Raw genomic sequence first — 22055 nt, forward strand, 5'->3', positions numbered from 1 at the left:
AAGCCACTCAAACGCGGATACCCAGGAGCCGAGCATGGCAAAGAAGAGTTCAGTCGAGAAGAACAACCGGCGCAAGCGGATGGCGAAGAACGCCGCCCCGCAGCGCGAGAAGCTGAAGGCGATCATCGCCGACAAGACCAAGCCGATGGAAGAGCGTTTCGCGGCGACGCTGAAGCTCGCGGAGATGCCGCGCAACTCGTCGCCGACGCGCATCCGCAACCGTTGCGAGCTGACCGGGCGTCCGCGTTCGAACTATCGCAAGAACAAGCTCTCGCGCATCGCGCTGCGTGAACTCGGCTCCAAGGGCCTGGTTCCCGGGCTCGTGAAGTCGAGCTGGTAAGGAGGGTCGGAACCATGTCTACGCACGATCCGATCTCCGATCTCATCACCCGCATCCGCAACGCGCAGATGCGTTCGAAGTCCAAGGTTTCGAGCCCGGGCTCGAAGATGCGCGCCAACGTGCTCGAGGTGCTGAAGTCCGAGGGCTACATCCGCGGCTACGCCAGCGTCGAGCATGCTGGCGGTCGCAGTGAGCTCGAGATCGAGCTGAAGTATTTCGACGGCGAGCCCGTCATCCGCGAGATTGAGCGGGTGTCGAAGCCCGGCCGCCGCGTTTACGCCTCGGTGAAGAACCTGCCGCGCGTGAACAACGGTCTCGGCATTTCGGTGTTGTCGACGCCGAAGGGAATCATGGCTGACCACGAAGCGCGCGAAGCGAACGTGGGCGGCGAAGTTCTCTTCACGGTGTTCTGAGGAAGGAATTTACGATGTCACGTATCGGCAAGCGGCCGGTGACGATCCCGTCGGGTGTGACGGCAAGCGTCGAAGGCCAGACGGTGAAGGTGAAGGGGCCGAAGGGTGCGCTTCAATTCGTCGTGCATGACGACGTCGAGGTGAAGTTCGAGAACGGCCAGGTCAAGGTCGCTCCGCGCGTCAAGACCAACCGCGCGCAGGCGATGTACGGCACCGCGCGTGCGCAGGTGGCGAACCTCGTCGAGGGCGTCACCAAGGGCTTCGAGAGGAAGCTCGAGATCACCGGCGTCGGCTACCGCGCCGCGATGCAGGGCAAGAACCTGCAGCTCGCGCTCGGCTACAGCCACGACGTGGTCTACGCGATCCCGGAAGGCATCACCATCGCGGTGCCGAAGCCGACCGAGATCACGATCACCGGCAACGATCCGCAGCGCGTCGGTCAGGTCGCCGCCGAGATCCGCGCCTATCGGCCGCCGGAGCCCTACAAGGGCAAGGGCGTGAAGTACGCCAACGAATTCATCTTCCGCAAGGAAGGCAAGAAGAAGTAACGGAGCCGGTCATGTCACTCAAGGTTACGAATGCCCGGCGCAAGCAGCGCGTGCGCCTTGCGCTTCGCCGCTCGGCAGGCGGCCGTCCGCGGCTGTCGGTGTTCCGTTCGTCCAAGCACATCTATGCCCAGGTCATCGACGACCAGAAGGGCGAGACGCTGGCTTCCGCTTCGTCGCTCGAGAAGACGATGCGCGATGGCGGCAAGACCGGCGCCGATATCGATGCGGCCAAGGCGGTCGGCAAGCTGCTCGCCGAACGTGCGGCGCAGAAGGGTGTCAAGGAAGTCGTGTTCGATCGCGGCGCCTACATCTATCACGGGCGCGTCAAGGCGCTCGCGGATGCGGCGCGCGAGGGCGGACTGAGCTTCTAAGCGAATTGAACGATTACGAGGATAGAGGCTTCAGCCTCCTAGAGATTGGAAAACACCATGGCAGGTGAACGCGAACGCGGCGGACGCGAACGGAGCAGGGAGCGCGAGGAGCGCGACAGCGAGTTCGTCGACAAGCTCGTCCACATCAATCGCGTGGCGAAGGTCGTCAAGGGCGGCAAGCGCTTCGGCTTTGCGGCGCTGGTCGTGATCGGCGACCAGAAGGGCCGGGTCGGTTTCGGCCACGGCAAGGCGCGCGAAGTTCCCGAGGCGATCCGCAAGGCGACCGAGTCGGCCAAGCGCAACCTGACGCGCGTCGCGCTCCGCGAGGGCCGCACGCTGCATCACGACATCGCCGGCCGTCACGGCGCCGGCCGCGTCTACCTGCGTGCCGCTCCAGCCGGTACCGGCATCATCGCCGGCGGCCCGATGCGCGCGGTGTTCGAGACGCTCGGCATCCAGGACGTGGTGGCGAAGTCGATCGGCTCGTCGAATCCCTACAACATGGTTCGCGCGACGTTCGACGCGCTGAAGCATCAGGATTCGCCGCGCTCGGTGGCTGCGCGCCGCAACATCAAGGTCTCCACCCTGCAGTCGCGCCGCGTCGGCGGCGACGCCGAAGTGGTGGCGGAATAACCCGCGCGATAGCCAGCGCGCTATTTGGAGTTACTGTCATGGCCAAGGCCAGCAAGACGATCAAGGTCGAGCAGGTTGGCAGCGCAATCCGCCGCCATCACTCGCAGCGTTCGACGCTGATCGGCCTCAAGCTCAACAAGATCGGCCGGGTTGCCGAGCTGCAGGACACCCCTGAAGTTCGCGGCATGATCAGCAAGGTCCAGCATCTCGTCCGCGTCGTCGGCGAGTAAGCAAGATATAAGGAGAAGGGCGATGAAGCTCAGCGATATCGCCGACAACGCCGGCTCGCGCAAGAAGCGCATGCGTGTCGGCCGTGGCATCGGTTCCGGCAAGGGCAAGACCTCGGGGCGCGGCGGCAAGGGTCAGACCGCGCGTTCGGGCGTCCGCATCAAGGGTTTCGAAGGCGGCCAGATGCCGATGCATCGCCGTCTGCCCAAGCGCGGCTTCAACAACATCTTCCGGCTCGACTTCGCCGAGATCAATCTCGACCGCCTGCAGGACGCGATCGACAACAAGCTGATCGATGCGTCTGCGACCGTGACCGCGGAATCGCTGGTCAAGGCCGGCGTGCTGCGTCGCGCCAAGGACGGCCTGCGGCTGCTCGGCCGCGGCGAGATCAAGGCCAAGCTGACGATCGAGGTGCATGGCGCCTCCAAGCCGGCCATTGCCGCTGTCGAGAAGGCCGGCGGCACGGTCAAGATCCTGGCCCCCGCCAAGACGGAAGAAGGCGAGGCGGCGTAACATCTGCGTCATTGCCGGCGCGGCGCGCCGACAATCCGCCGATCGAATGATGGACTTATCGCGGCCGAGCACCAGATAATGTCCGGTGTCTGCCGATCGCTCCAGGGAGAACTGTTCTCTTGGGGCCGTCGGCGAAGGGGGCTCCGGGAGAAAGCCGAAACATGGTCTCAGCAGCCGAACAACTTGCAGCAAACCTCAATTTCGGAGCGCTGGCGAAGGCCGACGAGCTGAAGAAGCGCATCTGGTTCACCCTGGGTGCGCTGCTTGTTTATCGGCTGGGCACCTATATCCCGCTGCCCGGCATCGACCCCAACATCTGGGAGCAAGTGTTCCGCACCCAGGCCGGCGGCATCCTCGGCATGTTCAACATGTTCGCCGGCGGCGGCATCCACCGTATGGCGATCTTCGCGCTGAACATCATGCCGTACATCTCGGCATCGATCATCATCCAGCTCCTGACCACCGTCTCGCCGACGCTCGAAGCCTTGAAGAAGGAAGGCGAGGCGGGCCGCAAGATGCTGAACCAGTACACCCGTTACCTGACGGTGATCCTGGCGCTGTTCCAGTCCTACGGCATTGCGGTCGGCCTTGAAGGTGCCGGCAATGTCGTCAGCGACCCCGGCATGTTCTTCCGCATCTCGACCGCGATCACGCTGACCGGCGGCACCATGTTCCTGATGTGGCTCGGCGAGCAGATCACCTCGCGCGGCATCGGTAACGGTATCTCGCTGATCATCCTGTCCGGCATCGTCGCCGAGTTGCCCTCGGCGCTGGCCAACATGCTCGAACTCGGTCGCCAGGGCGCGATGTCGACCGGCCTGATCCTGATCGTCATCGTGATGGCAGTCGCCGTGATCGCCTTCATCGTGTTCATGGAGCGCGCGCAGCGCCGGCTGCTGATCCAGTATCCGAAGCGCCAGGTCGGCAACAAGATGTTCGAGGGTCAGTCCTCGCATCTGCCGCTCAAGCTCAACACCTCGGGCGTGATTCCGCCGATCTTCGCCTCGTCGCTGTTGTTGCTGCCGACCACGGTCGCGAACTTCAACGCCGGCAAGGGCCCGGAGTGGTTCCAGTGGATCACCACCCAGCTCGGCCACGGCCGACCGTTGTTCTTGGTGCTCTATCTCGCGCTGATCGTGTTCTTCGCGTTCTTCTACACTGCGATCGTGTTCAACCCGACCGAGACCGCCGACAATCTGAAGAAGCACGGCGGCTTCATTCCCGGTATTCGCCCCGGTGAGCGCACCGCCGAATATATCGACTACGTGCTGTCGCGTATTACGGTGCTTGGTGCAATCTATCTTGCTATCGTCTGTCTGATTCCGGAGATTCTGATTTCCTACGCTTCGGTGCCGTTCTACTTTGGTGGCACCTCGCTCTTGATCGTCGTCAGCGTGACGATGGACACGGTGGCGCAGGTTCAGGGTTATCTGCTCGCCCATCAGTATGAGGGGCTGATCAGGAAGTCGAAGCTCAGGGGCCGTCGTCGCTGATCACGGCGCGGTTCCAAACTCAAAACCGGGTGTGCGGGTTCGCTCACCTAGCCGGGGGGCGAAGTAGTATGAGATTGATCCTTTTGGGGCCGCCGGGCTCGGGCAAGGGAACCCAGGCACAGCGGCTCGTCCACAAGCATGGCATTGTCCAGCTCTCGACCGGCGAGATGCTGCGCGCGGCGGTCGCCGCCGGCACGCCGATCGGGCTGCAGGCCAAGGAGATCATGGCCAATGGCGGCCTAGTGCCCGATGAGGTGGTGGTCGGAATCATCGCAGACCGCATTGACGAGCCCGACGCCAAGAAGGGCTTCATCCTCGATGGCTTCCCGCGCACGGTTCCGCAGGCGACCGCGCTGGATGAACTCCTGAAGAAGAAGCACCTCAAGCTCGACGCTGTCGTCGAACTCCGCGTCAACGAGAGCGCCTTGCTCGATCGCGTCGAAAAGCGCGCCGAGGAGACCCGTGCGCGGGGCGAGGAGGTCCGGCTCGACGATACGCCGGAGGTGCTGACCAAGCGGCTTGCGCAGTACCGTTCGTTGACGGAACCGCTGATTCACTATTACTCGGAGCGGCGTAAGCTCTTGACCGTCGATGGCATGATGACCATCGAGCACGTCACCCGCGAGATCAACCGGATCCTGGGTGCGATCGGCGCGCTGGAACCGAAGGCCGACGAGTCGGCCAAGTCGGCGGCTGCCAAGACGGCAAAGCCGGCCCGGCTGGCTGCGAAGCCGGCCAGGAAGGCCGCAGGAAAAGCGTCCAAGGCGGCCGAAAAGGCCTCCAAGGGCACTAAAAAGACCGCCAAACCGGCCGGGAAGGCTACCAGGGGACCATCCAAGGCCAAGGCCGCCAAGAAGCGGGTCAAGAAGGCTGCCAAGGCCGGAAGTGCCCGGAAGGGTGCAAAAGCCGCCAACAAGCCTGCAAAAAAGCTCACGAAGAAGCGAGCTAAGCGCTAGGAGCGGTTGACGAAACCGACATGAATCCTTTAATAAGCCCCGCATCCAAGTTGGATAGTTTTATGACGATGCCGGGCCCCAAAGGACATGAGGGGTGGGCGTCGTGTTCGCGTTTGTGGACACAAGCCCGCAGAGCAAGAACTTGAGAAGCCCGTATCCGTGAGGGATCGGCGACAGGAGAGAAGTCCGTGGCCCGTATTGCCGGCGTCAACATTCCTACCAACAAGCGCGTCCTGATCGCGCTTCAGTACATCCATGGCATCGGCCAGAAGAACGCCGCTGACATCATTGAGAAGGTCAAGATCCCGCTGGACCGTCGCGTCAACCAGCTGACCGACCAGGAAGTCCTGCAGATCCGCGAAGTCATCGACCGCGACTATCTGGTCGAGGGCGATCTTCGTCGCGAGGTCGGCATCAACATCAAGCGGCTGATGGACCTCGGCTGCTATCGCGGCCTGCGGCATCGCCGCGGTCTGCCGGTGCGCGGCCAGCGTACCCACACCAACGCGCGTACGCGCAAGGGTCCTGCCAAGGCGATCGCCGGCAAGAAGAAGTAAGTTTTGAGAATTGCTGGTGGGGGGTAGCGAATCGAAATTTGCTACTCGCCATTTGCGTTTTGAGGTGTAGCCGCTGGCACTACGGCGGCGCTTGAGATCACAGGAAAGGTTTGAAATGGGCAAGGAAGCCACCCGCGTACGCCGTCGCGAACGCAAGAACATCGCCTCCGGCATCGCGCATGTGAATTCGTCGTTCAACAACACGACCATCACCATCACCGACGCGCAGGGCAACACCATCGCCTGGTCTTCGGCCGGCACGATGGGCTTCAAGGGCTCGCGCAAGTCGACCCCCTATGCCGCGCAGGTCGCGGCCGAAGACGTCTCCAAGAAGGCGCAGGAACACGGCATGCGCACGCTGGAGGTTGAAGTGGCCGGCCCCGGTTCGGGCCGTGAATCGGCGCTTCGCGCGCTGCAGGCTGCGGGCTTCACCGTCACCTCGATCCGCGACGTGACCACGATCCCGCACAATGGCTGCCGTCCGCGCAAGCGCCGGCGCGTCTGATTGAAGTCGCGGGCGGCCCGGCTGCTCGCGATTGTTTTTGGAATGGACCGCGCGGAAGTTCCGCGATCTCCAACGCCAGGTTCGTCCATTCGACTGGCACATGGGTGAAACAGTGACGATCCAGAAAAATTGGCAAGAACTCATTCGACCGAACAAGCTGCAGGTGACCCCTGGCTCGGACGCGACCCGGTTCGCCACCGTCGTCGCCGAACCGCTCGAGCGTGGCTTCGGCCAGACGCTGGGCAACGCGCTGCGCCGCATCCTGTTGTCCTCGCTGCAGGGCGCCGCGGTGCAGTCGGTGCACATCGACGGCGTGCTGCACGAGTTCTCCTCGATCGCTGGCGTCCGTGAGGACGTCACCGACATCGTGCTCAACATCAAGGACATCTCGATCAAGATGCAGGGCGAAGGCCCGAAGCGCATGGTCGTGAAGAAGCAGGGCCCGGGCGCCGTGACCGCTGGTGACATCCAGACCGTCGGCGACGTCACCGTGCTCAACCCCGACCTGCAGCTCTGCACGCTGGACGACGGCGCCGAGATCCGCATGGAGTTCACGGTCACGACCGGCAAGGGCTATGTCGCCGCCGAGCGCAACCGTCCCGAGGACGCCCCGATCGGCCTGATCCCGGTCGACAGCCTGTTCTCGCCGGTCCGCAAGGTCTCCTACAAGGTCGAGAACACCCGCGAGGGCCAGATCCTCGACTACGACAAGCTGACCATGACGATCGAGACCAACGGCGCGATCACGCCGGAGGACGCGGTGGCTTATGCCGCGCGCATCCTGCAGGATCAGCTCAACGTGTTCGTCAACTTCGAAGAGCCGCGCAAGGAAGTCGCGCAGGAGATCATCCCCGATCTCGCCTTCAATCCGGCGTTCCTCAAGAAGGTCGACGAGCTCGAACTGTCGGTGCGTTCGGCAAACTGCCTGAAGAACGACAACATCGTCTACATCGGCGACCTCGTGCAGAAGTCGGAAGCGGAAATGCTCCGCACCCCGAACTTCGGCCGCAAGTCGCTGAACGAGATCAAGGAAGTGCTCGCCCAGATGGGTCTGCATCTCGGCATGGAAGTGCCGGGCTGGCCGCCGGAGAACATCGACGAGCTCGCCAAGCGCTTCGAGGATCATTACTGATCCGATTCAATCGTCATGGCCGGGGCATCCCGGCCATGATTTTAGCGGGCGAACGCAGGTAGCCCACCTGAGCAACATGTCCGACGAACCGTCGCGGCAGAGACAATGTAAGGAATAGACGATGCGTCACGGCAAGGTTCATCGGAAGCTCAACCGCACCGCCGAGCACCGGCGTGCGATGTTCGCCAACATGGCGGCCGCGCTGATCAAGCACGAGCAGATCGTCACCACGCTGCCGAAGGCCAAGGAGCTCCGGCCGATCGTCGAGAAGCTCGTCACCCTCGGCAAGAAGGGCGGTCTGGCCCTGCGTCGTCAGGCGATCTCGGAGCTGCGCGACGTCGATCAGGTCAAGAAGCTGTTCGATACGCTCGCGACCCGGTACAAGGACCGCCAGGGCGGCTACACCCGCATCATCAAGGCCGGCTTCCGCTACGGCGACAACGCGGCGATGGCCGTGATCGAATTCGTCGACCGCGACGTCGACGCCAAGGGCCAGGACTCCGGTCCGGCCCAGGAGAAGGAAGCCGAGGCGGCGTAAGCCGGTTTTCGAGCCACGGTTTTGAAAGCGGCGCCTTCGGGCGCCGTTTTTGTTTGTGTGCCTGCTGGACCTTCACTGTCGTCTTTAAGCGGAAGGCGGGCGGTGTCGGCACTTTGCCGAGAGGTATCGCCGAACGGTTGCTCGTGCGGCATTTCGTCGAACTGCGGCGGTTTCATTATCGGTTTCTTCAGCCAAGTCGCCAGAACTGAAACCGCGAACGATGGCGTGCCATGGTGACGCACGGCAATTCTTCGACATGCCAAATTCGTGTTCGGCTCAACGGTGATCGAGGCGCTGATTGGTTTTCTGCTGGCCTATGCGGCGGCCCGGCTCAGCCACGCCCAGGGGCGATTTCTTTTTGTTCGAGACCGCCGCCGTCTACCTTCTCGGCGTATTGTTTTCGGTCATCGAGATCGCGGCGATTGAGCGGGTGCGTTGGCGAAGTGGCGATCTCATTCACGGCAGTCCCGATCTGATTGGCTTTGGCCGATCGCGCTGATGTTCGGACTGATGATTGTGACGCCCTGCACCTTCATTTATCTGGTGACCTCTTGCGCGGGGGCGGCGATACTGGACTGCCTTGGAATGTCTGAGTGGGTGACCGACTGGCGCGAGCGGAACATGGCGACGTGGTACCGTAACGTCTCCGATCACCTGCGTTCGCCGATCTATGATGTCCCTGGCTTCATCGCGGGGCGCACGTCGCTGCGGCGGCATGTGATCAGGGATCTCGGCGACGTCGGTTCAAAACAACTCATCCACCTTCAGTGTCACATCGGTCTCGACACGCTGTCCTGGGCACGGCGCGGCGCGCATGTGACGGGGCTCGATTTCTCGCAGCAATCGATCGTCGCGGCACGGTGGATCGCTGCCGACTCCGGGTTCGAAGTTGAGTTCGTGGTTGCCGACGTCTATGAGGCGGCGAGGGTGCTCGGGCGCACCTTCGACATCGTCTACACAGGCATTGCCGCGCTGTGCTGGTTGCCGGATATCGCGCGCTGGGCGAATGTTGTGCGTGATCTCTTGAAGCCCGGCGGTGAACTCTATCTGTTCGAACTCCACCCGATCGAACGGATGCTCGAACAGCGCGCGTTGGGCGGCCTCGAGCTCAAGCACGACTATTTCACACCGCCCGAGGGGTGCCGCGATCGCCGTGCCGTTGACAATCTGGCGGCCGCACCCGATGCATCAGTCCAGTGGAGCCATCCGCTTGGCGAGGTCGTCACGGCTCTCGCTGCTGCAGGCCTGCGCATCGAGGAACTGCGGGAGCTCGATCGCAGCGTGCTCAAACGGCCGGCGATGGAGGATGCTGGCTACGGCATGTTCAGGGCGGCGCCGGGGATGCCGCGCCTGCCGCTCATGTATGTGCTGCGGGCGAGACGGTCGTGAGGATTAGCACCAGACTGTGGGCTTCGTAACGGCGTTCGCCTGATTTTGCACGCCTGCCTCGCTCGGCGGCTTGTTGCGCAGGCCGGCCTGCATTCAAATATCACGGACAGGACTGACAGGAGACCTCCCATGAAAATCGACCTTTCCGGAGAGACCGCGCTGGTGACCGGCTCGACCGCTGGCATCGGCAATGCCATCGCCAAGGGGCTTGCGGAGACCGGGGCGGAGGTCATCGTCAACGGCCGGGGCCAGGCCAAGGTCGATGCCGCGGTTGCGGCGATCGCAAAGGCGGTACAGGGTGCCAAGGTGCGCGGCATCGCGGCCGACGTCTCGACTGCGGCCGGCTGCAAGGCCCTGCTCGCGGCGCTGCCGCAAGTCGATATCCTCGTCAACAATGCCGGCATCTTCGAGCCGAAGGATTTCTTCGATATTCCCGACGAGGATTGGGATCGCTTCTTCGAGGTCAATGTGATGTCGGGCGTGCGGCTGTCGCGCGGCTACATGCAGGGGATGTTGAAGCGCAACTGGGGACGCATCGTCTTCATCTCCTCGGAATCGGGCCTCAACATCCCGACCGAGATGATTCACTACGGCATGACCAAGACCGCGCAGCTTGCGGTCGCCCGCGGGCTCGCGCAGTTGACCAGCGGTACCGCGGTCACGGTGAATTCCGTGTTGCCGGGGCCGACCATGTCGGAAGGCGTAAAGACATTCGTCGAGGATCTGGCGAGACAGAACGGCCAGTCGGTCGAGGAGGCCGCCGCCAATTTCGTCAAGCAGCACCGGCCGACGTCGCTGCTGCAGCGCTTCGCCAGCACCGAGGAGATCGCTAACCTCGTAGTCTATGTCTGCTCGAAACAGGCCTCCGCGACAAACGGCGCCGCACTGCGCGCCGAAGGCGGCATCGTCAACACCATCGCGTGAGGGCGCATGCCGGCCTATGTGATTTCGGAGGTCGAGATGCGGGATGCCGCTTCGTTCGAAGCGTATCGCGCACTCGCGGTCAAGACTATTGAACAGTATGGTGGGCGCTACATTGTGCGCGGTGGCGCGGTCGAACTGATAGAGGGCGGTCCGCCGCCAAAGGCTATCGTCATCGTCGAATTTCCGACGATCGCGCGTCTGCGGGAATGGTACGCGTCAGCTGAATATGCCGACGCGCTCAAGCACCGGCGAACCGCACTGGAGCGCCGACTGATCTTCGTCGAGGGCGTGTCGGTAATCTAGAGATGCCCGTCTGTTGCCGGGCGTGCTCGCCAGCCTGCGGCGCTACCCTTTGGCTCCGTCGAGGAATTCGCTGAAGCCGGCGGGACGATAGGGGCCGAAGCACAATTGCTCCAGGACTCCGATCCCGGTCTGATTGCCCTGGCGGGCGCGGACCACCTGTTGCACGTGCACGTTCTCCCGCGCCAGCCGGTCGAGCGTCATCGGATCGAACGACTCGCCGCCGATCTCCAGCTCTCCCTTCCACATGCCCTGGCCCCATTGCGGATGACCGTAGCCGAGGCCTTTCATCTGGAATTTGAGGATCGGGTCGAGCGCGATGGTGCTTGTCTCGCCGTCGATGTCGATGAGGTCGATTTCAGCATGACGTGCGAGCCGGGTGTTCGGAACGTATTGCACGCTGTGCCGCGCGGTCGCCATGCGGCGATCGAGTCCGTCGACGACGCCCGGGATCTCACGCTCGCTCCGATAGAGCGGCGCGGTAAAGCCTTCGCGCACCAGTGCCTCGCCACGCGTCCCGTCGAAGAAGATGGCGTGCGATATATGGTCGTCCCAGAACAGCGGCGCCCACAGGAAGAACACGCTCGGCGGCGGCATCGGCGCGCCTCCGACATCCCGTTCGCCGACGTTGCGAACGCCCCAGGAGCGATCCTTGGTGCCGTAGCATGATTGATCGTCCACCCTGATCTCCCCGTCCGGGTGGCGAACGACGCCGCTCCAGCGGCCGAACTGGTCGAAGCGGGTCGAGTCCATGGCGCGACGATCACCCGACCAAAGGGTCTGGCGCGCTTCCTGGATCGCCGCCGTGCGCGCGGAGAAGGTCAGATCGCATGCCAGGCCTGTCGCATTGTCGTCCAGCACGACCCGCGTCCGCAGCATCGGCTCGAGCACCTCGAGCCGGAACGGACCGACCTGCATGTCGGTGCGCTCGATCGGGGCGCGGCGCGAACCGAAGAAGCAGTGCTGTCGTCCACCACGCTCCACAACGCTGAAGGCGCAGTCAAGGATCTTGCGGTGCGGATAGATCGCGATGCCGATCCCGAAGTAATACGCGCCGTCGGCGGTGTAGCCATTGAACCAGGTCCGGTCATAGACATTGCGGTCGCTTGTCGAGGGAACCGCGATCGGCTCCGGCGTCTGGTGGATAGGGAAGTCGTCAAGTTTGTTGAGCACGCCGATCCCTTTCGCTGTTAGTCCCGCCAGTATGAGAAACTGTCGTGATCCAGGGCTTGCGCGCAGGCGCCGCGGGTCATTTTCAGGAACAGCGCGTCGCCGCGCTCGGAGCGCTGGACGCTGAGTGCGGAGACAACGCCCATCATGATTCCATGCAGCGTGTAGCGCCGGTAATCCCGCCAGCAATCATCCCAGCCATAGTCCCGCACACCGCGACGGATCAGTTCCGAATGATAGAACCGCACCAGGTCGGCTTCGTGAAGCCGCCGTTCGGACGGATCGATGCCGGCCGACAGGAAATAGGCGACGTCAACGATTCCCGGTCCCACCGTCAGCGTCTGCCAGTCCAGCGTGGCCATCGGCCGGGTATTGCCGCGCACGTCGAACAGCATGTTGTCGAGCCTGAAGTCGGCATGTTGCAGGGTGCGCGGCGTCGACCGGTCTGACTGGTAGCGCGACATCGCATCCGGAAGTGCGTCGATGAGCGTCAGGAATTCCGGCTCGATCACGTCGCGATATCGATCCTTGTAGTGACCGATGATCGCAGGCAGCGTCGCGCGGAAATCCTTGCGCCTGCTTGCGGCGACGGTAAAGCAGTGCACCGTGTCCAGCGTCGGATCACCCCATCGCGGTGCATGCAACGCGGCGGCCTCAGCCATCGCTGTCCGGCTGTCCGCGATCGAGCATCCGGCGAGCTGGTCACCCTGGCGTGCGGGCGCCAGATCCTCCAGGATCAGCGTGAAATCGTCCGTCACTGGGTCGATCTCGGCGAGGATCGGCCGCGGGGTGTGAATTGCGACCGTGGTCGCCAGCTCGCGATAGAACGCGACCTCGCGGACATAGAGCATGTGCGCGGAACCGGACCTGCGGCTATCCGGATTCGCAGCGGGGAATTTACCGATAACGGTCGTGGGCGCTTTGGGCTGATCCTCGTCATAGGTAAGACGAAACCGGTAGCTGTCCCCGACGAGGCCGTTGCCGACCGGCTTGCAGGCGAGATCGACGACACGAGCCTGATCGATCACGCCGGCGTCGCGCAACGCCCGCGTCATCCACTCCGGATCGATCCGCGACGGATCGGCCGTGAGCAAGCCCATCGATTTCCTCCCGTCCCCGTTAGGGGGCACCACCGCTCCAGCCGCTTCTTGCGTCGGCCGGATTGAGAACGGTGATCGTTCGGAAATTTATACAGCCTATGTCGCGTCCTTGGCAAAAGCGGTGCGTCGCCTCGTGGGGACAATCATGCCCGGGGATTTGGCCCGGGCATGACGAGGCGGGTGAGGGTGGGTCCTACCACCCCTCCAGCACGATCTTGCCGCGCGACTTGCCGCTCTCGAGCAGGGCGTGGGCGCGCTTGAGGTTGGCGGCGTTGATCGTGCCGAAGGTCTGGTCGAGGGTGGTGCGCAGCACGCCCTTGTCGATGAGGTCCGAGACATCGTTGAGCAGATGATTCTGCGCGATCATGTCTGATGTCTGGAACGAGGAGCGGGTGAACATGGATTCCCAATGCACCGATACCGCCTTGCCCTTGAATACGGCGACGTTGAACTCCGGCGGATCGTCGATCAGGCCGAACTTGCCCTGCGGCGCGATGAAATCGGCGATCGCCTTGTAGTGCTGATCGGTGAAGGTGAGGCTGGCGACGAGGCCCACCGGCGCGAGCTTCAGCTTTTCGATCTGCTCCTTCATCGGCAGCGAATGGTCGATCACGGCGTGAGCGCCGAGATCGAGGCACCATTTCTGCGATTCCGGCCGCGTCGCGGTCGCAACCACGGTCAGTCCGGTCAGGCGATGCGCGAGCTGGATCAGGATCGAGCCGACGCCGCCGGCGCCGCCGATGATCAAGAGCGTACGCGGATCGAGGCTCTTGCCCGGCACCGCGCCGAGGCGGTCGAACAACAATTCCCAGGCTGTGATCGAGGTCAGCGGCAGCGCCGCGGCTTGCGCAAATGACAGCGATTTGGGTTTCCTGCCGACGATGCGCTCGTCGACCAGGTGAAACTCGGAATTGGTGCCCTGACGCTGGATCGAGCCGGCGTAAAACACCTCGTCACCCGGCTTGAACAGGCTGACCTCGGGGCCGACTGCGTCGACCACGCCGGCTGCATCGAAGCCGAGGATCTTGTATTCGCCCGCCGGCGGTGCGGCGCGCTTGCGTACCTTGTAGTCGACCGGATTGGCGGAGATCGCCTTCACCGCGACGCGGATGTCGTGCCCCTTCGGCTCCGGCTTTGCGGTTTCGAAATCCACGAGGGAATCCGCCGCCTCGATCGGCAGCGATTTTTGGTATCCGACGGCCTTCATGCCTGGTCTCCATTGGTGGCGGCGATTGCCTGCCATCTAACTGTCGCGCTGGCGTCCAATTGGCAAGTACTGTAAATTCAGGGAACTAGTCCCCGTTTGGATACTATTGGGAAAATTTCGATGAAACGGAAGAATTTTGCGCGTCGGCCGGGGTGCGCGGTCGAGGCGGCGCTCGACCTGATCGACGGCAAATGGAAGGGCGTGATCCTGTTTCATCTGCAGGCCGGCACCCAGCGCTTCGGCGAGCTGCGGCGGCGGATGCCCGGCATCACCCAGCGCATGCTGACCAAGCAGCTGCGCGCGCTCGAGGAGGATGGTCTCGTGATCCGCAAGGTCTATGCCGAAGTGCCGCCGCGGGTCGAGTACACGCTGTCCGAACTCGGCGAGAGTCTGCGCCCGGTGATCGATATCCTCAAGGCCTGGGGCGAGGGCCATCAGGAGCGGTTGTCCTGCGCGCCGGCGCCGGAGGTCGTGCGAAAGCCGAAGCGCGCCGCCTGACCTGCGCGATGCGATCGCGAGTGCGGCCGGGAGCGGGGGCGCTCCCGGCCGTGTTGTCACCACGCAACCTGCGTGCGCATCGCCACAGCGTCGAACTTCGAGCCGGCATCGACGGTCGAGATCGACGAAGCCTGCTTAGAGATGTCGCCATGCAGGTAGTCCAGCATGAAGCGGATGTTGTTGTTGACGTACCAGTTCAGCGCGACGGTGTAGACGGTCTGCCGTCCGCCCGCGATGCCGGCCGCCGTCGCAAGCTGATCGTTCAGGTTCATCTGGCTCACGCGTCCGGCGATTTCCCAGGCACCCCAGCCACTGCCGGTGAGCGAGAACGGATTCGCCGGCTTGATGCCGCCGTAGGAGGCACTCGACGGATTGTAGGCGTGGGTTTCGCCTGTCAGCACGTAGCCGATCTGCGCGTAGCCGCCGTCGAACTTCAGGCTCGATGCGCCGAACGGCGGCAGCCCGGTGTTGGCAGTGCGATCGACATTGAACCAGTAGTACTCGCCCTGCGCGATGAGCGAACCGTAAGTGGCCGCGGCCTCGACGCCGTAGACCTGCGCCCCGGAGACGTTGGCGATCGCGCCGGTCGAGATCAGCGTCGTCGGATCGATGCGCAGCTCGGGCCGGTCGCTGAGCGTCAGCGTCTGCGCCTGCGTCACCAGGTTGCGCGGCGGCTGGATCAGCCATTCCGCATCGGCGCCGATATGCACCGAGTAATCCCTGCCGCTGATCGGGTTGCCGACGACACGGATGACGCCGCCATATTGCTCGGATGTTCCGGCCGGCGAAGTGCTGGACGCGGAGTGGATTGCGCCCGAGGTCGGTCCGGTGACATAGCCGCCGACCCAGAATTGGTCGTTCCACCAGCGTGTGCCGAAGGCCGAACGGAAGTCGCCGGCTGCGATGTTCTGGGCGATGATGCCGGCCGAGGCACGCTCCATGAACAGGATATCGTTGGAGCTGGTGGCCTCGTCGAGCGTCCATGGAATATCCATGATGCCGCCTTCGATCGCCATCTTGCCGCCGAACGGCTTGAATCCGGTGTAGCTCAGGAAGGCATTTTCAACGCCCGATGTCCCTCCGCCCGGCAGCGACCCTGCTGCCGTGCCGCCGAAGCCGTCGGACGATCCGCCGAAGTCGTAGATCAGCGCGAAATTCCAGTCGCTGAGGAATTTGCCGGTGATGCCGATGCGCGCACGCCGCAGGTTCTCGCCGCTGTCGAGCTTTTGCGGTGAGGTCGCTGCCGTGTCGGGCCGATAGTCGTAACCGCCGACATCGTAGTGAATGCGCCCGGTGATCGCGATGCAGTTCTGGTCGTCCGCGGTGCAGATCGTCGGGCGGTTGTTCGGCATCGACACCACGACGCCGGACGACGCGACCGGACCCTTGACCGGGATCGCAGCATTGGCATTCGCCACGTGCGAGGCCTTTGCGTCCGCCGCCTTCGCGTGTGCGTTGGCCGCCGCCGCCGTCGCCGCGTTCTCGTTGCTCTGCTTTTGCAGCTTGTCGATCTTCTGCTCCAGCATGTGGAGTTGCTGCTTGAGCAGTGCAATCTCCGCGTCGCTGTTTGCTGATTCCGAATGCGCCGGCGCGGAGGCGAGAACTCCTGCCACGCCGATCGCGATTGCACCTATTCTTCTCGCACCCATTCTACGCTCCCCTTGTTGAAATGAATTCCCCGCTCACTGAACCCGAGTAACGTGACTGACGCGCGACAGCGCTGTTCGGGGGTGCTGTTCCGCTTGTTGTGTGCGGGCAACAAGCGAAGCTGCACAGTGAGATGACGAGCATCATAGGAGCTTGACGGTTCGCTTCAACGAGTGTCGGACCGGTTTTGCACCGTTCGGTTGGGGGCTGGACGTCACCCGACAGGGCGCCAGATATTGACCCGGAAACCCTTCAATTGCCGCGCGAACGCGCCTATATTCCGGCGTTTTCCGCAAGAGGTGAGAATGCTCCGATTCATCCGCGTCGCTGCCATACCCGTGCTGTGCATGCTGGCCTTCACAGCAAGCCTTGATCCCGCCCAGGCACAGGAACGGCGCGTGCCGTCCTCGCAGGCCGAACTGCAGCTGTCCTATGCGCCGATCGTGCAGCGCGTGCAGCCGGCGGTGGTCAATGTCTACGCGGCCAAGATGGTGCAGAACCGCAATCCGCTGCTGGACGATCCGATCTTTCGCCGTTTCTTCGGCGTGCCCGGGCAGCAGCCCGAGCAGATGCAGCGCTCGCTCGGCTCCGGCGTGATGGTCGACTCGTCAGGTCTCGTGGTGACCAACAATCACGTGATCGAGGGTGCCGACCAGGTGAAGATCTCGCTCGCCGACAAGCGCGAGTTCGAGGCCGAGATCGTGCTGAAGGACAGCCGCACCGACCTCGCGGTGCTGCGACTCAAGAACACCAACAAGGAGAAGTTCACGACGCTCGACTTCGCCAATTCCGACCAGTTGCAGGTCGGTGACGTCGTGCTTGCGATCGGCAACCCGTTCGGCGTCGGCCAGACCGTGACCCACGGCATCATCTCGGCGCTGGCGCGCACCCAGGTCGGCATCACTGATTATCAATTCTTCATCCAGACCGATGCCGCGATCAATCCCGGCAACTCCGGCGGCGCGCTGGTCGACATGACCGGCCGGCTCGCCGGCATCAACACCGCGATCTTCTCGCGCTCCGGCGGCTCGCAGGGCATCGGCTTCGCCATCCCCGCCAACATGGTGCGCGTGGTGGTGGCTTCCGCCAAGAGCGGCGGCAAGGCGGTGAAGCGGCCGTGGCTCGGTGCCCGGCTGCAGGCGGTGACGCCCGAGATCGCCGAGACGCTGGGCCTGAAGCTGCCGTCCGGTGCGCTGGTCGCCAACGTGGCGCCGAACAGCCCGGCGGCGAAGGCGGGCCTGAAGCTGTCCGACCTGATCGTCGCGATCGACGGCACGCCGATCGACGATCCCAATGCGTTCGACTACCGCTTCGCGACCCGTCCGCTGGGCGGCACCGCCGAGATCGACGTGCAGCGCGGCGGCAAGCCCGTGAAGCTCACGGTGCCGCTCGAGACCGCGCCCGACACCAACCGCGACGAGATCGTGCTGACCGCGCGCTCGCCGTTCCAGGGCGCCAGGGTCGCCAACATCTCGCCGGCGCTGGCCGACGAACTGCATCTCGATGCGGGGACGGAGGGCGTCGTGGTGACCGAGCTCGCCGACGACGGCACCGCGGCCAATGTCGGCTTCCAGAAGGGCGACATCATCCTGGCAGTCAACAGCCAGAAGATCGAGCGCACCAGCGACCTGGAAAAGGCGTCGAAAGCAGGCTCGCGGATCTGGCGCATCACGCTGGTACGCGGCGGCCAGCAGATCAACGTGACGCTTGGCGGATGAGCCCGAAGCAACCACGCGAGGCGGCCAACCTGTTTGCGGCGGCGGGGATGGAGCAGGACGCGCCGCATCCGCTGCCGGACCGGCTCCGCCCGCGCTCGCTCGCCGATGTCGTCGGCCAGGATCATATCCTCGGTCCCGATGGTGCGCTGACCCGCATGCTGGAGACGCGCACGCTCGGCTCGCTGGTGTTCTGGGGACCGCCCGGCACCGGCAAGACCACCGTGGCGCGGCTCTTGGCGGACGCCACCGAGCTCCACTTCGAGCAGATCTCGGCGGTGTTCTCCGGCGTCGCCGACCTGAAGAAGGCGTTTGATGCCGCGCGCGCCCGCCGCGAGACCGGCAAGGGCACGCTGCTGTTCGTCGACGAGGTGCATCGCTTCAATCGCGCGCAGCAGGATTCCTTCTTGCCCGTGATGGAGGACGGCACCGTGGTGCTGGTCGGCGCCACCACGGAAAACCCGTCGTTTGAGCTCAACGCGGCGTTGCTGTCGCGCGCGCGCGTGCTGGTGTTTCATTCGCTCGATGCGGCTGCGGTCGAGAAGCTGTTTGCCAATGCCGAGAAGGTCGAGGGCAGGAAGCTGCCGCTCGACGCGGAAGCGCGCGCGGCGCTGGTGCGGATGGCCGATGGCGACGGCCGCGCCTCGCTGACGCTTGCCGAAGAGGTCTGGCGCGCCGCGCGCAAGGGCGAGGTGTTCAACGCCGAGCAGTTGCAGGAGATCCTGCAGCGCCGCGCGCCGATCTACGACAAGTCGGCCGACGGCCACTACAACCTGATCTCGGCGCTGCACAAGTCGGTGCGCGGCTCCGATCCGGATGCGGCGCTGTATTATCTCGCGCGGATGTTCGACGCTGGCGAGGACCCGTTGTTCCTGGCGCGGCGCGTCGTGCGCATGGCAGTGGAGGATATCGGGCTGGCCGATCCGCAGGCGCTGGTGATCTGCAACGCCGCCAAGGATACCTACGACTTCCTCGGCTCGCCGGAAGGCGAGCTTGCGATCGCACAGGCCGTGATCTATCTCGCCACCGCGCCGAAATCCAACGCAGCCTACACCGCGTTCGGCGCTGCGATGCAGGCCGCAAAGCAGGGTGGCTCGCTGCTGCCGCCGAAGCACATCCTGAATTCGCCGACCAAGCTGATGAAGTCGGAAGGCTATGGCTCCGGCTATCGGTACGACCACGACATGCCCGACGCCTTCTCCGGCCAGGACTATTTCCCGGAGGCGCTGGGCCGCCAGACCTTCTACGATCCGCCCGATCGCGGCTTCGAGCGCGAGATCCGCAAGCGGCTGGACTATTGGGCAAGGCTTCGCAAGGAGCGAGCCGGGAAGTAGGGCTCGTCAGTGCGGGGAGCGATAGCGACGACGCAATCCATCGCTCCGCTTATGCGGCTGGACGGATTGCTTCGCTTCGCTCGCAATGACGTGGATGGAGCCAATCGATACCTGGCACCCGTACACCCAGTCACTTGACGCTCTTTACGAACTCCAGGACCTCATTCGTCAGCCGGGTGTCCGGCGTATTGATCGAATAGACCTCCGACATGTGGCTGTGCTCCGGCAACATGAAGGTGCGCGCGCAGCCGTTCTCGCGTTTGCAGGTGGCTTGCTTCAGCAGCTCGAACTGCTCGACGAAGCGGGGCGGGTCGAGCTCGGCCGCGGTGATCAGCAGCGGGATCGAGCTCGCCACCAGGCCCTGCAACGAGGAGCGCTCGGCATAGCGCGACGGATCGGAGCCGTAATAGGCAAGTTCGGCGTCGCCGGCCGGAGAGGCCGTCAGATCATAGATGCCCGACACCATGATCGCGCCGGCCAGCCCGCCGCCCTTCACCTTGTGGAATTCAGGGTGGGAAACATAGCTCGCGACATGGATCGCACCGGCCGAATGGCCCATCAGGAAGATGCGCGCGGGATCGCCGCCGCGCTCGCCGATCTTCTCGGAAACCCATTGCACGATCGCCCCCATGTCCTCAGCGCCGGCCGGCCACGGGAAGGCGGGCGCCAGGCGGTAGGTGGCGTTGACGCCGACGAAGCCGTTCTTCACCGCCCACAGCATGATGTTGTCGTAGAACGGGCTGCCGGGACTGCGCTTGCTGCCCGCGACGAAGCCACCGCCATGGATGAAGATCAGCACCGGGCGGGGCGAGGAAGCAGCCGTCTCCGGAGTGAACACGTCGAGCAGATGGCGATCGGCGGGACCGTATTTGACGTCGCGCTCGGCCTTGACGTCCTGATAGGGCTCCTTCGGCTGCAGCGGCGCGTAGAGCGCGGCGGTCCTCGGCGGATCGACGACGCGGCCAAGTTCCAGGAGCTTCCAGGCGAGATCCTCCGGCATCGGGCTCTGTGCGAGCCCTGGGCTCGCGATCATCACGGCCGCCGCCAAGGCAGATAGTGCCAGTCTCATTGCAAGCTTCCCCGTCGATTATCGCGTGCCGGCCGAACATGGCCGATGTTGCCAAGGATTTACATCGATTTCGCCGTGACGATTCGCGGCATTTGCGCTAGGCACAATGCAGGTCTGGAGCCGAAAAATCACCATGAGCCGCCGCATCAAGAGAACGATATCGCCGGGCGATCGCGCCAAGGAGCGGACCAAGGGTGGTCCCAAAGGCGGACCCAAGAGTGCATCCAAGGGCGGATCGAAGAGCGGAGCCGGGCACCGCAGCCGCAAGCCGGAGGATCGCAAGGCAAGCGACCGTCCGTCGTCGCACCGCGCGTCGGGCAAGCCGCCGCGCTTTGCCGAGCCGCGCCGTGAGCCGCGGAAGCGGCCCGAGCCTGTCGCAGCAACGCCGAAGGCTGCAAACGAGCTGCCGCTGCCGACCAAGGTGCAGACTGTCGTGGTGACGGCCGACGAGGACAACATGCGCGTCGACCGCTTCCTCGAGGCGCGGTTTCCGGGCCTGTCGTTCTCCCACATCCAGCGCATCGTCCGCAAAGGCGAGCTCAGGGTGAACGGCAGGCGCGCCGATTCCAAGGACCGGCTGGAGGAGGGGCAGAGCGTGCGCATCCCGCCGCTGCGGCTCGATGCGCCCAAGACGGTCGGTGTACTGTCCGAGGCGCAGACCAAGACCCTGCAGGCGCTGAAGGAGATGACACTGTACGAGGACGACGACGTGCTGGTGCTGAACAAGCCCGCAGGTCTCGCCGTGCAGGGCGGCTCCGGCATGACACGCCATGTCGACCAGATGCTGGAAGTGATGCGCGACGCCAAGGGCCAGAAGCCGCGGCTGGTGCATCGCATCGACCGGGAAACCTCCGGCTGCCTGCTGATCGCCAAGACACGCTTTGCCGCCTCGCATCTGACCGGTGCATTCCGCCATCGCTCCGCGCGCAAGATCTACTGGGCGCTGGTCGCCGGCGTGCCGAAGCCGAAGCAGGGCCGCATCTCGACCTATCTCGCCAAGGAAGAGAACGAGGAAGACACCATCATGCGGATCGCCGAGCACGGCGATGAAGGTGCGAGCCACGCCGTGACCTACTACGCTGTGGTCGAGGCCTCGGCGACAAAGCTCGCCTGGGTGTCGCTCAAGCCGGTAACTGGTCGGACCCACCAGCTGCGCGCCCATATGGCGCATATCGACCACGCCATCGTCGGCGACCCCAAATATTTCAACAAGGAGAACTGGCAGCTGCCTGGCGGCCTGCAGAACCGGCTGCATCTGCTCGCCCGCCGCATCGTGATCCCGCATCCGCGCGGCGGTGTGATCGATGTATCCGCGCCGTTGCCGCCGCATATGCAGCAATCCTGGAATCTGCTGGGGCTCGAGGCCGACCGGTTCGACCCGATCGAGAACGCGCCCGAGGAATGATCGGCGGTCGGCGCCGGCGCCGAATAAACCTCGTCGAGAGCAACAACGATCAAAGCGGCGTCGAACGCCG

General features: G+C 64.1%; 26 protein-coding genes. 21 read left to right on the forward strand and 5 right to left on the reverse strand.

Translation table 11 applies throughout. From position 1 onward, the window contains the following. Nucleotides 1-34 precede the first annotated feature (34 nt). The 17 genes from rpsN (at nucleotide 35) to AS156_RS02310 (ending at nucleotide 10843) form a co-directional block, all read left to right on the forward strand. Nucleotides 35-340, forward strand: a complete 306-nt coding sequence (rpsN, locus tag AS156_RS02230; protein WP_066499431.1) for a 30S ribosomal protein S14 — start codon at nucleotides 35-37, stop codon at nucleotides 338-340. A 14-nt stretch (nucleotides 341-354) separates the two neighbouring features. Beyond that, the gene (rpsH, locus tag AS156_RS02235) at nucleotides 355-753 is read left to right on the forward strand and encodes a 30S ribosomal protein S8 (protein ID WP_066499434.1); all 399 of its coding nucleotides are present in this window, start codon (nucleotides 355-357) and stop codon (nucleotides 751-753) included. Nucleotides 754-767: 14 nt separating this feature from the next. After that, nucleotides 768-1301, forward strand: a complete 534-nt coding sequence (rplF, locus tag AS156_RS02240) for a 50S ribosomal protein L6 (protein ID WP_066499437.1) — start codon at nucleotides 768-770, stop codon at nucleotides 1299-1301. 11 nt (nucleotides 1302-1312) lie between these two features. Beyond that, nucleotides 1313-1672, forward strand: a complete 360-nt coding sequence (rplR, locus tag AS156_RS02245; protein ID WP_050625744.1) for a 50S ribosomal protein L18 — start codon at nucleotides 1313-1315, stop codon at nucleotides 1670-1672. A gap of 57 nt (nucleotides 1673-1729) precedes the next feature. Then, nucleotides 1730-2305, forward strand: coding sequence for a 30S ribosomal protein S5 (gene rpsE / locus AS156_RS02250; protein WP_016843761.1), 576 nt, complete (start codon nucleotides 1730-1732; stop codon nucleotides 2303-2305). Between the two features lie 38 nt (nucleotides 2306-2343). Next, nucleotides 2344-2535 (forward strand): 50S ribosomal protein L30, encoded by a 192-nt coding sequence (rpmD, locus tag AS156_RS02255; protein WP_066499439.1) that lies wholly within the window; start codon nucleotides 2344-2346, stop codon nucleotides 2533-2535. A 22-nt stretch (nucleotides 2536-2557) separates the two neighbouring features. Continuing rightward, complete coding sequence (rplO, locus tag AS156_RS02260; protein WP_066499441.1) at nucleotides 2558-3046, forward strand: 50S ribosomal protein L15; 489 nt, start codon at nucleotides 2558-2560, stop codon at nucleotides 3044-3046. 161 nt (nucleotides 3047-3207) lie between these two features. Continuing rightward, nucleotides 3208-4539: a preprotein translocase subunit SecY gene (gene secY, locus AS156_RS02265; RefSeq protein ID WP_066499443.1), complete on the forward strand. Its 1332-nt coding sequence runs from the start codon at nucleotides 3208-3210 to the stop codon at nucleotides 4537-4539. Between the two features lie 68 nt (nucleotides 4540-4607). Beyond that, the gene (locus tag AS156_RS02270; protein WP_066499445.1) at nucleotides 4608-5495 is read left to right on the forward strand and encodes an adenylate kinase; all 888 of its coding nucleotides are present in this window, start codon (nucleotides 4608-4610) and stop codon (nucleotides 5493-5495) included. Between the two features lie 188 nt (nucleotides 5496-5683). After that, nucleotides 5684-6052, forward strand: a complete 369-nt coding sequence (rpsM, locus tag AS156_RS02275) for a 30S ribosomal protein S13 (RefSeq protein ID WP_057019544.1) — start codon at nucleotides 5684-5686, stop codon at nucleotides 6050-6052. 115 nt (nucleotides 6053-6167) lie between these two features. After that, nucleotides 6168-6557 (forward strand): 30S ribosomal protein S11, encoded by a 390-nt coding sequence (rpsK, locus tag AS156_RS02280; RefSeq protein ID WP_006021048.1) that lies wholly within the window; start codon nucleotides 6168-6170, stop codon nucleotides 6555-6557. Nucleotides 6558-6657: 100 nt separating this feature from the next. Then, complete coding sequence (locus tag AS156_RS02285) at nucleotides 6658-7689, forward strand: DNA-directed RNA polymerase subunit alpha (protein ID WP_066499622.1); 1032 nt, start codon at nucleotides 6658-6660, stop codon at nucleotides 7687-7689. 121 nt (nucleotides 7690-7810) lie between these two features. After that, nucleotides 7811-8227 (forward strand): 50S ribosomal protein L17, encoded by a 417-nt coding sequence (gene rplQ / locus AS156_RS02290; RefSeq protein WP_066499453.1) that lies wholly within the window; start codon nucleotides 7811-7813, stop codon nucleotides 8225-8227. A 358-nt stretch (nucleotides 8228-8585) separates the two neighbouring features. After that, nucleotides 8586-8726, forward strand: coding sequence for a hypothetical protein (locus AS156_RS42655; protein ID WP_160331040.1), 141 nt, complete (start codon nucleotides 8586-8588; stop codon nucleotides 8724-8726). Between the two features lie 86 nt (nucleotides 8727-8812). Next, nucleotides 8813-9616 (forward strand): class I SAM-dependent methyltransferase, encoded by an 804-nt coding sequence (locus AS156_RS02300; RefSeq protein ID WP_066499623.1) that lies wholly within the window; start codon nucleotides 8813-8815, stop codon nucleotides 9614-9616. A gap of 129 nt (nucleotides 9617-9745) precedes the next feature. Next, complete coding sequence (locus AS156_RS02305) at nucleotides 9746-10540, forward strand: SDR family NAD(P)-dependent oxidoreductase (protein ID WP_066499458.1); 795 nt, start codon at nucleotides 9746-9748, stop codon at nucleotides 10538-10540. A gap of 6 nt (nucleotides 10541-10546) precedes the next feature. Beyond that, nucleotides 10547-10843, forward strand: a complete 297-nt coding sequence (locus AS156_RS02310) for a DUF1330 domain-containing protein (RefSeq protein ID WP_066499459.1) — start codon at nucleotides 10547-10549, stop codon at nucleotides 10841-10843. 42 nt (nucleotides 10844-10885) lie between these two features. Here the strand turns inward: AS156_RS02310 and AS156_RS02315 are convergent, their stop codons facing one another. From AS156_RS02315 to AS156_RS02325, 3 genes are all read right to left on the reverse strand, one after another. Next, nucleotides 10886-12013, reverse strand: a complete 1128-nt coding sequence (locus AS156_RS02315) for an Rv3169 family protein (RefSeq protein WP_066499460.1) — start codon at nucleotides 12011-12013, stop codon at nucleotides 10886-10888. Nucleotides 12014-12030: 17 nt separating this feature from the next. Continuing rightward, nucleotides 12031-13110, reverse strand: a complete 1080-nt coding sequence (locus tag AS156_RS02320) for a phosphotransferase (protein WP_066499462.1) — start codon at nucleotides 13108-13110, stop codon at nucleotides 12031-12033. 193 nt (nucleotides 13111-13303) lie between these two features. Continuing rightward, nucleotides 13304-14317 (reverse strand): zinc-binding alcohol dehydrogenase family protein, encoded by a 1014-nt coding sequence (locus AS156_RS02325; protein WP_066499464.1) that lies wholly within the window; start codon nucleotides 14315-14317, stop codon nucleotides 13304-13306. 120 nt (nucleotides 14318-14437) lie between these two features. Here AS156_RS02325 and AS156_RS02330 point away from each other — a divergent pair, with 120 nt between their 5' ends. Next, a complete protein-coding gene (locus AS156_RS02330) occupies nucleotides 14438-14815 on the forward strand; it encodes a winged helix-turn-helix transcriptional regulator (protein ID WP_066499467.1) in 378 nt (125 codons plus the stop codon). A gap of 56 nt (nucleotides 14816-14871) precedes the next feature. Here AS156_RS02330 and AS156_RS02335 read toward each other — a convergent pair whose 3' ends face one another. Beyond that, nucleotides 14872-16464, reverse strand: a complete 1593-nt coding sequence (locus tag AS156_RS02335; protein WP_066499469.1) for an OprO/OprP family phosphate-selective porin — start codon at nucleotides 16462-16464, stop codon at nucleotides 14872-14874. A 345-nt stretch (nucleotides 16465-16809) separates the two neighbouring features. Between AS156_RS02335 and AS156_RS02340 the strand changes: the two genes are divergently transcribed. Beyond that, on the forward strand, nucleotides 16810-18180 hold the full coding sequence (locus AS156_RS02340) for a DegQ family serine endoprotease (protein ID WP_245312518.1): 1371 nt from the start codon (nucleotides 16810-16812) through the stop codon (nucleotides 18178-18180). Next, nucleotides 18177-19511, forward strand: a complete 1335-nt coding sequence (locus AS156_RS02345) for a replication-associated recombination protein A (RefSeq protein WP_066499473.1) — start codon at nucleotides 18177-18179, stop codon at nucleotides 19509-19511. Before AS156_RS02340 ends, AS156_RS02345 begins: the two co-directional genes overlap by 4 nt. Nucleotides 19512-19641: 130 nt before the next feature. Here AS156_RS02345 and AS156_RS02350 read toward each other — a convergent pair whose 3' ends face one another. Beyond that, nucleotides 19642-20580 (reverse strand): alpha/beta hydrolase, encoded by a 939-nt coding sequence (locus tag AS156_RS02350; RefSeq protein ID WP_066499478.1) that lies wholly within the window; start codon nucleotides 20578-20580, stop codon nucleotides 19642-19644. Between the two features lie 133 nt (nucleotides 20581-20713). On the opposite strand from AS156_RS02350, the gene AS156_RS02355 reads away from it, so the two are divergent. Continuing rightward, complete coding sequence (locus tag AS156_RS02355; RefSeq protein WP_066499624.1) at nucleotides 20714-21985, forward strand: RluA family pseudouridine synthase; 1272 nt, start codon at nucleotides 20714-20716, stop codon at nucleotides 21983-21985. Nucleotides 21986-22055: the final 70 nt, after the last annotated feature.

This window comes from Bradyrhizobium macuxiense (genome assembly GCF_001542415.1).
GTDB lineage: Bacteria > Pseudomonadota > Alphaproteobacteria > Rhizobiales > Xanthobacteraceae > Bradyrhizobium > Bradyrhizobium macuxiense.

Coding starts and splice junctions, on each gene's coding strand:
- AS156_RS02345 (WP_066499473.1), top strand. CDS start 18,177: ATGAGCCCGAAGCAACCACGCGAGGCGGCCAACCTGTTTGCGGCGGCG.
- AS156_RS02270 (WP_066499445.1), top strand. CDS start 4,608: ATGAGATTGATCCTTTTGGGGCCGCCGGGCTCGGGCAAGGGAACCCAG.
- rplO (WP_066499441.1), top strand. CDS start 2,558: ATGAAGCTCAGCGATATCGCCGACAACGCCGGCTCGCGCAAGAAGCGC.
- AS156_RS02350 (WP_066499478.1), bottom strand. CDS start 20,580: ATGAGACTGGCACTATCTGCCTTGGCGGCGGCCGTGATGATCGCGAGC.
- AS156_RS02305 (WP_066499458.1), top strand. CDS start 9,746: ATGAAAATCGACCTTTCCGGAGAGACCGCGCTGGTGACCGGCTCGACC.
- rplF (WP_066499437.1), top strand. CDS start 768: ATGTCACGTATCGGCAAGCGGCCGGTGACGATCCCGTCGGGTGTGACG.
- AS156_RS02340 (WP_245312518.1), top strand. CDS start 16,810: ATGCTGGCCTTCACAGCAAGCCTTGATCCCGCCCAGGCACAGGAACGG.
- AS156_RS02285 (WP_066499622.1), top strand. CDS start 6,658: ATGGGTGAAACAGTGACGATCCAGAAAAATTGGCAAGAACTCATTCGA.
- AS156_RS02330 (WP_066499467.1), top strand. CDS start 14,438: ATGAAACGGAAGAATTTTGCGCGTCGGCCGGGGTGCGCGGTCGAGGCG.
- AS156_RS02310 (WP_066499459.1), top strand. CDS start 10,547: ATGCCGGCCTATGTGATTTCGGAGGTCGAGATGCGGGATGCCGCTTCG.
- rpsE (WP_016843761.1), top strand. CDS start 1,730: ATGGCAGGTGAACGCGAACGCGGCGGACGCGAACGGAGCAGGGAGCGC.
- AS156_RS02325 (WP_066499464.1), bottom strand. CDS start 14,317: ATGAAGGCCGTCGGATACCAAAAATCGCTGCCGATCGAGGCGGCGGAT.
- AS156_RS02355 (WP_066499624.1), top strand. CDS start 20,714: ATGAGCCGCCGCATCAAGAGAACGATATCGCCGGGCGATCGCGCCAAG.
- rpsN (WP_066499431.1), top strand. CDS start 35: ATGGCAAAGAAGAGTTCAGTCGAGAAGAACAACCGGCGCAAGCGGATG.
- AS156_RS02300 (WP_066499623.1), top strand. CDS start 8,813: ATGTCTGAGTGGGTGACCGACTGGCGCGAGCGGAACATGGCGACGTGG.
- rpsK (WP_006021048.1), top strand. CDS start 6,168: ATGGGCAAGGAAGCCACCCGCGTACGCCGTCGCGAACGCAAGAACATC.
- AS156_RS02320 (WP_066499462.1), bottom strand. CDS start 13,110: ATGGGCTTGCTCACGGCCGATCCGTCGCGGATCGATCCGGAGTGGATG.
- rpmD (WP_066499439.1), top strand. CDS start 2,344: ATGGCCAAGGCCAGCAAGACGATCAAGGTCGAGCAGGTTGGCAGCGCA.
- rpsH (WP_066499434.1), top strand. CDS start 355: ATGTCTACGCACGATCCGATCTCCGATCTCATCACCCGCATCCGCAAC.
- rplQ (WP_066499453.1), top strand. CDS start 7,811: ATGCGTCACGGCAAGGTTCATCGGAAGCTCAACCGCACCGCCGAGCAC.
- secY (WP_066499443.1), top strand. CDS start 3,208: ATGGTCTCAGCAGCCGAACAACTTGCAGCAAACCTCAATTTCGGAGCG.
- AS156_RS02335 (WP_066499469.1), bottom strand. CDS start 16,464: ATGGGTGCGAGAAGAATAGGTGCAATCGCGATCGGCGTGGCAGGAGTT.
- rplR (WP_050625744.1), top strand. CDS start 1,313: ATGTCACTCAAGGTTACGAATGCCCGGCGCAAGCAGCGCGTGCGCCTT.